The sequence below is a fragment of the Actinomadura sp. NPDC048955 genome (assembly GCF_040649435.1).
Classification (GTDB): Bacteria; Actinomycetota; Actinomycetes; order Streptosporangiales; family Streptosporangiaceae; genus Spirillospora; species Spirillospora luteofluorescens.
Genome location: NZ_JBEZJI010000014.1, coordinates 90055 through 102590, shown reverse-complemented (window position 1 = coordinate 102590; position 12536 = coordinate 90055). Strand labels below are relative to the sequence as shown.

Sequence of the window (12536 nt, the reverse complement as noted above, 5' to 3'; positions counted from 1 at the left end):
TTACCTACCGTCCCGGCCACGCGGCCCGGACCCCGGAGGCGATTCCCGGCACGGCTCGTCAGGGTTTACGGGCCACCCCGCACCTGGTCGGGAGGCTCTCGCCCTCGATCGGCCCCACTTCGGGCCGCCACGCCCCGCTCGTCACCAGGCCCGGCTCCTCGATCTCCAGGCCGTCGAAGTAGCCGCGGATGAACTCGGGACTGCGCAGCCGGAACGGGATCGCGCCGGTCTCGTCGTAGGCGCGCTGCGCCGCGTTGAACCTCTCGTTCTCGTCGGTGGAGTCGTGCAGGATGAGGTAGCTGCCGGACGGCAGCGGGTCCATGAGCCCGCGGACGACGTCGTAGGCCTCGTCGGGGTCGACGATGTGCCCCAGCACACCGATGATCATCAGTCCGACGGGCCGGGACAGGTCCAGCAGCTCCGAGGCCCGGTCCATGATCGTCTTCGGGTCGTGCAGGTCGCAGTCGATGTAGGAGGTGCGGCCCTCGTTCATCAGGGCGCGGGCGTGCGCGAGGACGAGCGGGTCGTTGTCGACGTAGACGACCTTGGCGTCGGAGGCGGCGCGCCGGGCCATCTCGTGGGTGTTGTCGACGGTGGGCAGGCCGGTCCCGCAGTCCATGAACTGGCGGATCCCGCGCTCGCGGGCCAGGAACCGGATCGCCCGGTCCATGAAGTAGCGGCCCGCGCGGGCGATCTCCACGATGCCGGGGTAGAGCCCGACGTAGTGGTCGCCGGCAACCCGGTCGATCTCGTAGTTGTCGGTCCCCCCGAGCCAGTAGTTCCAGATCCGCGCCGACTGCGGAACGTTAGTGTTGATCTTGGCGTCCGCTCCCTTTCCCGGGCCCCGGGTGGTATCCGTCATGTCTGACGCTCCTTCCAGCAGGTACGGGCACCTCTCGCGGCAAACTTAGACCCCGCACCCCAAGAGCGGCCGGAAAAGTGGAATTCGGACCTGTCCACCGACCGATTCGGGACGATAATGAATACGCAGGGTGGTCAGAACGCGGAAATCGGCGTTGCGCGTGCGCCTGGTGTGACGAAGGTGATCAACCTGGGCCGGGCCGGCGACCGGAAATCCACTTTCCCGCTTTGCCGAGATTTCACCGAACCGAGCCGCCTTCATGAATGAAGGCGTTAAATGCCCCTAAGAGCGTGCATGTCAGGCGATTTGGAACGTGCCCGGCCGGGGAACGGTCCTCAGTGGCCCGCCCAGACGGCGATCGCGAGCGCCACCCGGTCGTCGAACCGCATCGGGTCGCGGCCCGTCAGCGACTCGATCCTGGACAGCCGGTGGCGCAGGGTGTTCGGATGCAGGAACAGGGCCCGCGACGTCGCCCCGACCGCGCCGCCCATGTCCAGGAAGGCGCGCAGCGTCTCGGTGAGGCGGGTGCCGTGCGCGGCGTCGTAGTCGCTCAGCGGCCGGGCGATCTGCTCGACGAACGGGGCCAGCTGGTGCTGCTCCAGGCGGCCCAGGAGGGCCTGGAAGGTGGCGAGGTCGGCGGCGTGCACGACCCCGCCGGTGCGGCGCGCGGTGTCCAGCGCGGTGAGGCTCTCGGCGAGCGAGACCGGCAGGTGCTCCAGCGGGCCCGGGCTGCCGACGCCGGCGGGCTCGCTCCAGGCGTGGGCGTCGTTGGTGACGAGCAGGGCCCTGTCGTCGTCCACGCCGAGGACGCCCGGCAGTTCGTCCTCGGCCGCGCCGTCCATCGCGATCACCAGCAGGGACGCGTGGTCGAGCCCGGCGTCGTCGATCCGGGGGCGCAGCGCCTCGGCGGACGCCAGACCGTCGCGCACCATGCGCAGCAGCCGCCCGGTCTCCTCCCGCTCGTGCCGCTCGTCGCCGGCGGAGGCGAGCCGCTCGGCGAACCACTCGGTGAACCCGAGGAACGGGACCTCCGGCGGCACCTCCAGCAGCGGGAGGCCGACGCGGTCGCAGGCGTCGCGCAGCTCTTCGGGGACGGCGTCGGTCACGTCGCCGACGCCGTAGCCGATCGCGCTCGCGCGGCCTGCCTTCACCGAGTCGACGAACGCGGCGCACGCGCCCGCGTCCCGCAGCGACGCGCCGACCGTCAGCACGACCTCGTGCCCGCGCAGGTAGGGGCCGGGGTCGGGCAGTTCGGTGGAGTGCGCCCAGCGGACCGGGCGGTCGAGGCCGTCCTGCCCGGCGACCAGGCGCAGCCGGAAGCGCGGCACCTCGAGGAGCTGCCGGACGGTGGGGTGCGGCAGCTCGGATTCGCTGGTCACAGCCTCACCCTCTCACCCCGTCCGGGCGCCGTCCCGTGCCCGTGACCGTGTTTTGGGCAAGTGCACGAAAGGTCGGGCGCGCCGTGGTGGGTTCGGCCAAGAAATCCCCATGACGCTTGTCACCAGCGGTTATGCCGGGTTTGCCTGGTGCTCTGCGACTGTTGCGAGGTGATCGGATGCGGGGACGGGTCGCGCTCGTCACCGGGGCGGCCGGCGGTGTCGGCTCCACGCTGGTGCGCGAGCTTGCGGGGCGCGGCTGGCGGACGGCGGGGATCGACCTGCGCCGGGCCCCGGACGCCGACCACTCGGTGAGCGTGGACGTGGCGGAACCCGCGCAGGTGCGCGCGGCGGTCCTGCGGATCGAGCGGGAGCTCGGCCCGATCGAGGCGGCGGTGTTCGCGGCCGGGCACCACGCGATCGTCCCGGTGTCCGACATCGCCTGGCCCGACTGGCGGCGGATGCTGCGGGTGCACCTCGGCGGCGTGGTCAACCTGTGCGCGGCCGTCGCGCCGGGGATGGCCGAGCGCGGCCGGGGCGCCGTGGTGGCGCTCGCCTCGCACCTCGCCGTCGGCGGCGCGAGCGCCGAGGCGCACTACTCGGCGGCCACCGGGGCGGTGATCGGGTTCGTCCGGTCGCTGGCCGCGGAGCTCGGGCCGTCCGGGGTCCGGGTGAACGCGGTGGCGCCCGGCCCGACCGACACGCCGATGCTCCCGCCCGACTCGCCCTGGCGCAGGCCGTCCTACCTGCAGGGCGCTCCCGCCGGCCGGCTGACGTCTCCGGAGGAGGTCGCGCTCGCCGTCGCCTACGTCATCGAGGACGCGACGTTCTGCACCGGCGAGGTCCTCTCCCCGAACGCCGGGACGGTGCTCTGATGACGATCGCGCTGATCACGGGGGCGGCCGGCGGGCTCGGCACGGCCGTGGCGCGCCGGCTCGCGGCCGGCGGCCGCCTGGTCGCCCTGAACGACCTTCCCGGGCGGGACGTGGCCGGGCTCGCCGCCGAGCTGAACGGCGTCGCCGCGCCGGCCGACGTCTCCGATCCGGACGCGGTGACGGCGATGGTGGCCGAGGTCGAGCGCCGCACGGGCGGGCAGATCGCGCTCCTCGTCACCTGCGCGAGCCGGCTGGAGATGGCCCCGTTCACCGGAGTGGAGGATCTCGAAGGCTGGTGGCGGACGGTCGACACCGATCTCGGCGGGACGTTCGCGTGCGCGCAGGCCGTCATGCCGGGCATGGTGGAGCGCGGCGGCGGCCGCATGGTGTTCACCGCGTCCGAGTGGGGCGTGATCGGGTGGCCGGACGCGAGCGCCTACTCGGCGTCCAAGGCGGGCGTCATCGCCCTGGCCAAGTCGCTCGGCCTCGAACTGGCCCCGCTCGGCATCGCGGTGAACGCCGTCGCGCCGGGCGCGATCGACACGCCGCTGCTGGAGGTGGACGCGGCGGCCGCGGGGGTGAGCATCGAGGAGATCCGCGCCCGGTACGCGGCGCGGGCGCCCCTCGGCCGGATCGCGACCCCCGAGGAGGTCGCCGCGGCGGTCGCGTTCCTGGCCGACGAGCGCCTCCCGACCCTCGTCGGCCAGATCCTCCACGTCGACGGCGGCACCACCCGCGCCCGCGCCTGACCGGCGTCACTCGCGGGCGCCGACCGCCTCGGCCGGACGGGGCGCCATGGCGAGGCGCGCGGCGGGGAAGGTCGCGGCCGCGGCGAGCAGGAGGCCCCAGGCGAGGACGCCCAGGTGCCCGAGCGGCGGGACGTACGGGGGGCCGTCCGTCATGCCCGCGCCGAACGCGGTGAGCGTGGCGAGGGCGATCGCGGAGCCGAGGACGGCGGCGATCACGGCGACGGCCAGCGTCTCCCACCCGAGCATCGCCATGACCTGGCGCCGGGTCGTCCCGACCAGGCGCAGCAGCGCGAACTCGCGGGAGCGGCCGGCGGTGGCCATCGCGAGGGTGTTCACCACGGCGATCGCGGTGAACGCGATGATCAGCCCCATGGCCACGTAGGCGACCTCCGCGTTCGCGGCCGGGCCGGCCTCGGCGAGCGCGCCCGGGTCCGCGACCGGCAGACCGCGAGGCGGGGTGCCCGCGATCAGCAGCGTGCCGCGGGGGTCGTCGACGTGGGCGGCCAGCAGGTCGCGGTCGACGGTGAGGTCGCCGAAGCCGAGGCCGCGCCCGTAGACCGCGATCACGGTGGGCGCGAACGGCGTGCCGTCGCCCAGGGTGAGCGGCAGCCGGTCCCCGGGCCGGACGCCGAGGCGCCGGGCGGCGGTGGTGCTGACCGCGACCCCGGAGGCGTCCAGGCGGTCGAGGGACCCGGCCCGGACGTCCAGGTCCATGGTGCGGCCGAGGCCCTCCGGCGTGACGCCCTGGACCCCGTAGTTCTCCAGGCCGACCCGGACGGTGCCGTGCAGGACCTCGGTCACGGCGGTCACGCCGGGCGTCCGGCGGATCCGCTCGGCGGTGCCGTGCGCGACCCTGGGACCGGCGGCGTGCGCGGCGACCGTGCCCTCGCGCGCCTGCCGTGTCGCGGCGTGACCGATCGTCGTCTGCACGAACAGGATCGTCGCGGTCAGCCCGATCATCAGCGTCAGCGGAGTGACCACGGACGCCAGCCGCCGCGCGGCGGCGGCGAGGTTGGCCGCCGCCAGGTGGCCGCCGCCCGGCAGGACCCGGAGCGGGACCGCGAGCACGGCGATCGCGGCCCGGACCACGGCGGGGCCGAGGAGCGCGACGGCCGCGGTCCATACGATCGCGGTCAGCATCGTCACCGGACTGGCCGCCGCCTCGGTGTCGAGGTGCGCCAGCAGCACCGTCAGCGCGGCGGCGCCCGCCGCGACGGCCGCACCTGCCGCGATCCGGACGGGGCCGAGCCGGGCGCGTCCCGTCGCCGCCTCGCCGAGGGCCTCGACCGGACGGACCCGGGCCGCCCCGCGGGCGGTGATCCGGGCGGCCGCCACGGCCGCCAGGACCGCAGCGAGCGCGGCGGCGAGCGGCGGGAACGGGCCGACGACCAGGTCCAGGTTCGGCGGGAGGGCGCCGAGGCCGCGGAACTCGTCCCGCAGCCGGAACGCCAGCGGCACGCCGGCCGCCGCGCCGAGCGGTCCCGCGAGGAGCCCGACCAGCAGCGCCTCGCCCCCGATCATCCGGCGGACCTGCCGCGGCGTCGCGGCGACCGCCCGCAGCAGCGCGATCTCCCGCTCCCGCTGCCGCACCGACAGGGCGAACGTCCCGGACACCACGAGGACGGCGACGAGCAGCGCCGTCCCGCCGAGGGCGCCGCCCATCGAGATGAGCTTGACGCGCGCCTTCTCCGCGCCGAGGAACTCCGCCCGGCCCCGGTCGCCGCCGGTGTGGACGACCGCCCCGGTGCCGCGCACGGCCGCCTCGACGGCCCCGGCGGGGCCGTGGGCGCCGACGGCGGTGACCATGCCGCCGCGTCCGGACAGGCGGGCCGCCTGAGCCGTCGAGAAGAAGACGGCGCTCTGATGCGCGAGCGCCTGCCGGGTCACGCCCACGACGCGGTAGGTGCCGGGTGCGGCGGACTCGACCCGCACCGCCGTGCCCGGGCGCAGGCGTTGGTCCCGCGCCGTCGCGGCGTCGACCACGATCTCGTCGTCCGCGGCCGGGGCGCGGCCCTCGCGGAGGGTGAACGGGGTGAGCGCGGCCGACTCCCACCCGTGGCCCCAGGACTCGCGACCGTCCTCGGGGGCGCCGATCCCGGCGGGGAACGTCACCTCGGTGACGACGCCCCGGACGCCGTCCGCCGCCCGGACCCTCGCGGCGACGGAGGCGGGCAGCCACACGCGCTCGGCGAGCGGCTTGGCCTTGTGCTTGCGCTTGCCCTTCTTCTTGACGATCACCTTGTGGACGGACTGGTCGCCGGTGACGACGACCGGCGCCCCCGCGTACCGCTCGGGCGCGACGGAGCCGCGCAGGCCGGTGTCGAGCAGGATGCCGCACGCGCAGACCAGGGCGGCCGCGCACAGCAGCGCGGCGAACGCCCCCGCGAAGCCCGCCTTGCGATGGCGCAGCGTGCCGAGCACGATTCCGAGCATCACTTCCACGCCCCCAGCCGGGTCATGCGGGCGGCGACCTTGTCGCTGGACGGGGCGTCCAGCGAGTCGACGATCCGTCCGTCCGCCAGGAACAGCACGGTGTCGGCGTAGGAGGCGGCGACCGGGTCGTGCGTGACCATCACCACCGTCTGGCCCATGCCGTCCACGGTCTCGCGCAGCAGCGTCAGCACGTCCCGCGCCGTCATCGTGTCGAGCGCGCCCGTGGGCTCGTCCCCGAACACGACGTCCGGGCGCGTCACCAGGGCACGCGCGATCGCGACCCGCTGCTGCTGCCCGCCGGACAACTGCCCGGGCCGGTGCCCGGTCCGGTCGGCCAGCCCGACACGGGCGACGACCTCGGTGAGCCACGCCTTGTCCGGGCGCGTGCGCGACAGGCGCAGCGGAAGGGTGATGTTCTGCTCCACGGTCAGCGACGGCACCAGGTTGAACGCCTGGAAGACGAAGCCGACGCGCCGCCTGCGCAGCTCGGTCAGCTTCGTCTCGTTCATGGAGGACAGCTCGGTGTCCCCGAGCCGGACCGTGCCGGACGTGGGTGTGTCGAGACCGGCGGCGCAGTGCAGGAACGTGCTCTTGCCCGAGCCGGACGGTCCCATCACCGCCGTGAGGCGGCCCCGCGGAAGGGACGCCGTCACCTCCCGCAGCGCCGCCACCGCTCCCCTGCCCCGTCCGTAGACCTTGCTCACCGCGTTCATGCGGACCGCGTCGTTCATGCAGATCAGTCTTGTGACCTGCGGTTCCGGCCACCAGAGAGGAGATCATCGGCCACCCGTGACCTCGTCATGGGTGCGGGCGTGACGCCGTCCCGGCGGCTGGTAGACATAGGCCGTGATCAGGGTGCTTCTCGCCGACGACCACCATGTGGTGCGCGGCGCTCTCGCCGCGCTGCTCGCGCTCGAACCCGACCTCGCGGTGGTCGCCGAGGTCGAGCGCGGGGACGAGGTGCTGGCCGCGGCCCGCTCGTCCCGTCCCGACGTCGCCGTGCTCGACATCGACATGCCGGGGCTGGACGGCCTCGCGGCCGCGGCGGAGCTGCGCGAGGCCGTCCCGGACATCGCGACGCTGGTGCTCACCGGGCACGGCAAGCCCGGTCACCTGCGCCGCGCCCTGACGGCGGGCGTCCGCGGGTTCCTGCTGAAGACGGCGCCGCCGGACGAGCTCGCCGCCGGGATCCGCAAGGTCGCCGCCGGGGAGCGCGTCCTCGACCCGAACCTCGCGCTCACCGCCTGGGACCTCGCCGACAACCCGCTCACCCCGCGCGAGACGGACGTGCTGCGGCTCGCGGCGGAGGGCGCGGAGGCCCCGGAGATCGCCGGGCGCCTCCACCTGTCGGCCGGGACGGTGCGCAACTACCTGACGGCCGCCGTCACCAAGCTCAACGCCCGCAACCGCACCGACGCCGCACGCATCGCACGCGAAGCGGGCTGGCTCTAGCCGATCCTCGCCTCAAGGCGGAAGCGTCCCTCGCCGTCGGCGCGGGCGGTCAGCGTTCCGCCTGCCGAGGCGAGCCGGGTGGTCAGGTTCCCGATCCCGGCGCCGGGAGCGGTCCGGGGAGCCGCCGGGTCGAGGCCGTCGTTCTCCACGACCAGCCAGACGGTGCCGCCGTCCCGTCCGGTCGTGATGGTGCAGCGGGTGGCGGCGCTGTGCCGGAGCACGTTGGTCACCGCCTCGCGCAGGACCGTGCCGAGCACCGCCGACACGGGCACGTCCAGGACCGGGTGCCCGAGGACGGTCTCGACCTCGACCCCGGCGGCCGCCAGCACCGACCGCGCCGACGCCGCCTCCCCGTCCAGCGCGAGATCGGCGTCCCCGCCGGTCGCGGTGCGCAGGTCCGCGCGGGCCTGCTCGGCCATGCCGACGACCTCGGCGAGCTCCGCGCGGGAGCGGTCCGGGTCCGCCTCGGCGAGCCGGCGGGCCAGCTCGCACTTGAGCAGGATCGCGGCCAGGCTGTGCCCGAGCAGGTCGTGCAGGTCGCGGGCGGCGCGCAGCCGCTCCTGGACGGTCGCCGCCCGCGCCAGCTCGTCCCCGGCCGCCCGCAGGTCCCGCACCAGCCGCGCCAGCCGGACGAGCCCGAACACCACCAGCCCCGTCACCAGCGTGCTGATCACGTAGTTGGCGACGGCCGCCGTGCCGAGCCCGAGCGCCCGCGCGGCGACGCCGGTCGCCGCCATGCACGCCGCCACCAGCGGGACGGCGGCCCAGGCCGGGAGCCCGACCAGGAACGTCCCGGCGAGGAACCCGGCGACGCCCAGCCACGCCTTCCCGAAGACGGCGAGGGGAGCGAAGCAGATCACCGCCAGGACCGGCGGCCACCACCGGGGCCGCCCGCGCCCGGCCCAGAGCAGCTGCACCGCCGAGATCAGCGCCAGCCCCGCGGCGGCGGCCGGCCACAGCGGCCCCCAGGGAACCAGCAGCAGCCCCTTCACGGAGAACCCCGCCAGGACCGCGGCCAGCAGCGCGAGCGAGAGCCGGTACGCCGTCCGGTCGGGCAGGCTCACCGCGCGCTCCCCAGCCGCGACGGCGGCCTCCACCGCGAACCGGCCGTCCCCGTCCAGCCCGGTCGCGAAGGTCCCGCCCGCCGCGCGCACCCGTCCGGCCGCCGCCTCCAGCCCGTCCGCGCCGCGCTCGGCCGTCCGGACGCCGTCGTTGACCACGCGCAGCCCGACGAGGCCGCCCCGCTCCGACGTCGCGATCAGGCAGGAGCGCGCGGAACCGGCGCGCACCACGTCCGTGACCGCCTCGCGCAGCACCGTCGCCAGCAGCGCCCCGGCCGGGCCGAGCGGCTCGCGGTGCCCCTCGCGCACCTCGGCCCGGACGTCCGCGGCCTCCAGCAGCGCCCGCGCCGCCGCCATCTCCGGGGCGAGCGACATGCTCCGCAGGCCGGCCGCGGCGGTGCGCGCCCTGTTCAGCGACTCCCTGGCCACCGCCAGCACGTCCGCGACGTCCTCCGGCCGGTCCAGCGCGCGGCGGCTGCCCGCCGAGATCGCCCGCAGGCCGTCGCCGAGCCCGCCGTCCAGCTCCGCCGCGATCCGGAGCCGCTCCCGTTCCACGGCCGCCACGGTGAGGGGCAGCCGGGCCGCCGCGACGTCGTCCGCCCGGTCCGCCAGCCGCACCAGCCCGTAGACCACGAGCCCGGTCAGCAGGCAGCTGATCGTGACGTCGACGCCGGCGCCGCCGCGCAGGGCGTCCGCGAGCGCCGCGCTCGCCAGGACGCACCCGGCGGCCGGCCAGGCGCCCGCGAGCAGCAGCGTCCCGACGACGAAGCCGAGGATCCCGGCCGACGTCCCGAACGCGAGGACGCCCGTGTAGGCGGCCGCCGCCTGCGCCGCCAGGCCCCAGCCACCGCGCCGCCTCCGCCACCGCGGCACGACCTGGACGAACTGGGCCAGCAGGACCACCACCACGAGGGCGGTCGCCGCCGCCGCCCGCGCGGCGCCCTCCGTCCGCGAGGGGGCCGCCAGCGCGTACACGCCCGCGAACGCGGCGAGCACCACCCCGACGATCACCCGTGCCGACCGCGGCCCCGGTACCGCCCCTGCCACCCGTCCCCCGCTTCCCGGCCCCCGTCTCCCGTTCTGAGGGCCGCCGTCCCCGCCGCCCGCGCCCGCGAGTCCGGGCCACGGCGGCGGGTGCCAGGGTACGAGCCGGTACGGGCGGTTTCGAACCCCGCGGGCGCCACCGCGGCGCATCTCGTCGCGGACGGCGCGCCAGCGGTGTTCGAGGACGCGGTCGCGCCCCGGCTGGTCGGCGCGCTCGCCGCCGAGATGATCGGCTACCACCGCACGCACGGCGACCACATCATCCTGCGAGCTCGTCCTGGACTAGGCGCTCCCGGACGGCCTGCGGGACGCCGTCCCGGCGCGCCTGTGGCGGCGGGACGACGCGCTGCGGCCGTTCGACTTCTTCCGGCTGGTCAGGGCGACCGTCACGGGATGACCGGCGATTTCGCCGATGCCCGGGAGCGTGGCCCGCGTCACAATGTGCGCGCCCGGAGCCGGCCACCCGGCTCCGCCCCGCTTCCGGAGCCGGGTGACCGGCTCCGCTCCCAGGAACAGGAGCGATCCACGTGTCCTCCCCCACCCCCCGCGCGGTGAAGACCGTGCTCGCCGCGGTGCTGACCGCGGCGGCCCTCACCGCCCCCCAGGCCGTGCAGAGCGCACAGGCCGCCGACAACCCCTACGAGCGCGGACCCGCACCGACGCAGCAGAGCATCGAGGCGGCGCGCGGCCCGTTCGCGACGGCCCAGACGAGCGTCCCGGCCTCGGCCGTCTCCGGCTTCGGCGGCGGGACGATCTACTACCCGACCAGCACCGCCGAGGGCACCTTCGGCGCGGTCGCGGTGGCGCCCGGCTTCACCGCCGACCAGAGCAGCATGGCCTGGTACGGCCCGCGGCTCGCCTCGCAGGGCTTCGTCATCTTCACGATCAACACCCTCAGCCGGTACGACCAGCCGGACAGCCGCGCCCGGCAGCTCGGGGCGGCGCTGGACTACCTCACGCAGAGCAGCGGCGTCCGGAGCCGGATCGACGCGACCCGGCTCGGCGTGATGGGGCACTCGATGGGCGGCGGCGGGTCGCTGGAGGCCTCCGAGGACCGCCCGCAGTTGCAGGCCGCGATCCCGCTGACGCCGTGGGACACCCAGAAGAACTTCTCGGACGTGCGCGTCCCCACCATGATCATCGGCGCGCAGTCCGACGCGGTCGCCCCGGTGTCCTCGCACGCCGAGCCGTTCTACGAGAGCATCCCGGCGTCGTCGGAGAAGGCGTACCTGGAGCTGGCGGGCGCCGGCCACACCGCCCCCAACAGCTCGAACACGACGATCGCGAAGTACAGCATCTCCTGGCTCAAGCGGTACATCGACAACGACACCCGCTACGACCAGTTCCTGTGCCCCGCGCCCCGCGCGTCCACCATCTCCGAGTACCGGGACACCTGCCCCAACTCCTGACCCCGCTCACCGGACGGGCCGCCCGCCTCCCCGCGCGGGCGGCCCCTCGGCGTGCGGGCCGGGCGCGCCGTCCCCGGAGCCGTGCAGCCGCAGCGCGCTCAGCGCGAGGACGAGCTCGACCAGGTCGCCGGGCCGGGCGAGGGTCCGCCCGGTGAGCCGCTCGATCCTGCGGAGCCGGTTGAGGACGGTGTTGCGGTGGCAGAACAGCCGGTCCGCCGCCCGGGCCGCGGAGCCGTCGCACTCCAGCCAGGTCTCCAGCGTCGTCAGCAGGGCGTCGCGGAACCCGGGGTCGACGCCGCCGAGCCCGCCGAGCGCGACCTCCCCGAGGCGCCCGGCGAGGCGCGGCTGCGACAGCACGAGGGCGTCGGGGAGGCGGCGGTCCAGGCGGGCGATCTGGTTGCCGGGGCCGCGGCAGGTCCGCAGCGCCAGCTCGGCGAACCAGCGGGCGCCGCCCAGTTCGGCGAGGCTGCCGACGACCGGGCTCACGCCCGCGTGCGACCGGGCGTACGGCCGGACGGCGTCGACGAGTTCGTCGAGCTCCGCGGCGCCGAGCGCGACCAGCGCGACCTGGGCGTCGGTGCGCAGCCGCCAGATGAACCGCATCCCGCCGGTGTCGCCGGGCCGCCGGTTCACGCCGTCCCCGAAGCCGCCCTCCGCGCCGAGCATCACCACGGCGTAGCGGCCGGTCGCGGGCAGCCCGAGGACGGACGTGGCGGTCGCGAGCAGCCCGCCGTCGGCGCCCTGCCCCTCCAGGAGCGCGTCCACGATCGCCTGGACCCGCTCCTCGCTGCGCCGCGCGAGGTCGAGCTCGGTGCGGTGGTAGGCGGCGGCCGCCGCCCCGGACTGCTGGTCGATCGTGTCCCAGGTGCGGGTCGCCTGCCGGATCAGCGCCGCGACGTTCTCCGGGTCGTGCCGGCCGACGACCTCGACGACGGCCTCCCAGAACACCCGCCCGGCGAGCCGGTAGGAGCGCAGCAGCTGGTCGAGCGGCTGCCCCTGGTGCGCGCGCCGCTGCCCGAGCCGCCGCGCCCATTCCAGGTCGGCGCGGCCACGGTCCGGGTCCAGGATCGTCTTGAAGCCGTGCCCGAGCCCGGTATGGCACATCTCCCACACGTCGTGGCGGAAGGCGTCGTCGCGGTCGCCGCGGTCACCGGACAGGATCTCGGCGGTGAGCCGGTCGGCGAGGTCGGGCAGCCGGTCCGCGAGCCGCAGCACCGCCTTGCGCATGATCGTGCGATCGGCGTCCACCTGGCCGACGTTCATCGCGGGCCACCT

At 75.7% G+C, this 12536-nt stretch carries 10 protein-coding genes; 4 read left to right on the top strand and 6 right to left on the bottom strand.

Going from position 1 to position 12536, the window contains the following annotated elements; genetic code table 11:
* Positions 1–58: 58 nt before the first annotated feature.
* Complete coding sequence (locus AB0C84_RS16610) at positions 59–862, bottom strand: SAM-dependent methyltransferase (protein ID WP_361066527.1); 804 nt, start codon at positions 860–862, stop codon at positions 59–61.
* 335 nt (positions 863–1197) lie between these two features.
* Positions 1198–2241, bottom strand: coding sequence for a PucR family transcriptional regulator (locus AB0C84_RS16605; protein WP_361066524.1), 1044 nt, complete (start codon positions 2239–2241; stop codon positions 1198–1200).
* A 176-nt stretch (positions 2242–2417) separates the two neighbouring features.
* Here AB0C84_RS16605 and AB0C84_RS16600 point away from each other — a divergent pair, with 176 nt between their 5' ends.
* Entirely contained in the window at positions 2418–3113 is a 696-nt protein-coding gene (locus tag AB0C84_RS16600; protein WP_361066521.1) for an SDR family oxidoreductase, read from the top strand.
* Positions 3113–3862, top strand: coding sequence for an SDR family oxidoreductase (locus AB0C84_RS16595; RefSeq protein WP_361066518.1), 750 nt, complete (start codon positions 3113–3115; stop codon positions 3860–3862). The genes AB0C84_RS16600 and AB0C84_RS16595 overlap by 1 nt, the downstream gene beginning before the upstream one ends.
* A gap of 6 nt (positions 3863–3868) precedes the next feature.
* Here the strand turns inward: AB0C84_RS16595 and AB0C84_RS16590 are convergent, their stop codons facing one another.
* Both AB0C84_RS16590 and AB0C84_RS16585 read right to left on the bottom strand, forming a co-directional pair.
* Entirely contained in the window at positions 3869–6295 is a 2427-nt protein-coding gene (locus AB0C84_RS16590) for an FtsX-like permease family protein (RefSeq protein WP_361066515.1), read from the bottom strand.
* A complete protein-coding gene (locus AB0C84_RS16585) occupies positions 6295–7026 on the bottom strand; it encodes an ABC transporter ATP-binding protein (protein ID WP_361066512.1) in 732 nt (243 codons plus the stop codon). The genes AB0C84_RS16590 and AB0C84_RS16585 overlap by 1 nt, the downstream gene beginning before the upstream one ends.
* A gap of 115 nt (positions 7027–7141) precedes the next feature.
* Here AB0C84_RS16585 and AB0C84_RS16580 point away from each other — a divergent pair, with 115 nt between their 5' ends.
* Positions 7142–7747, top strand: coding sequence for a response regulator transcription factor (locus AB0C84_RS16580; RefSeq protein ID WP_361066509.1), 606 nt, complete (start codon positions 7142–7144; stop codon positions 7745–7747).
* On the opposite strand, the gene AB0C84_RS16575 is transcribed toward AB0C84_RS16580, so the two are convergent.
* Entirely contained in the window at positions 7744–10101 is a 2358-nt protein-coding gene (locus tag AB0C84_RS16575) for a histidine kinase (RefSeq protein ID WP_361066506.1), read from the bottom strand. The genes AB0C84_RS16580 and AB0C84_RS16575 overlap by 4 nt on opposite strands.
* A 323-nt stretch (positions 10102–10424) precedes the next feature.
* Here AB0C84_RS16575 and AB0C84_RS16570 point away from each other — a divergent pair, with 323 nt between their 5' ends.
* Positions 10425–11261, top strand: coding sequence for a dienelactone hydrolase family protein (locus tag AB0C84_RS16570; protein WP_361066661.1), 837 nt, complete (start codon positions 10425–10427; stop codon positions 11259–11261).
* Positions 11262–11267: 6 nt separating this feature from the next.
* Here the strand turns inward: AB0C84_RS16570 and AB0C84_RS16565 are convergent, their stop codons facing one another.
* Positions 11268–12524 carry a helix-turn-helix domain-containing protein gene (locus AB0C84_RS16565; protein ID WP_258942135.1) on the bottom strand — a complete coding sequence of 419 codons (1257 nt, stop codon included), beginning with the start codon at positions 12522–12524 and terminating at the stop codon, positions 11268–11270.
* Positions 12525–12536 lie beyond the last annotated feature (12 nt).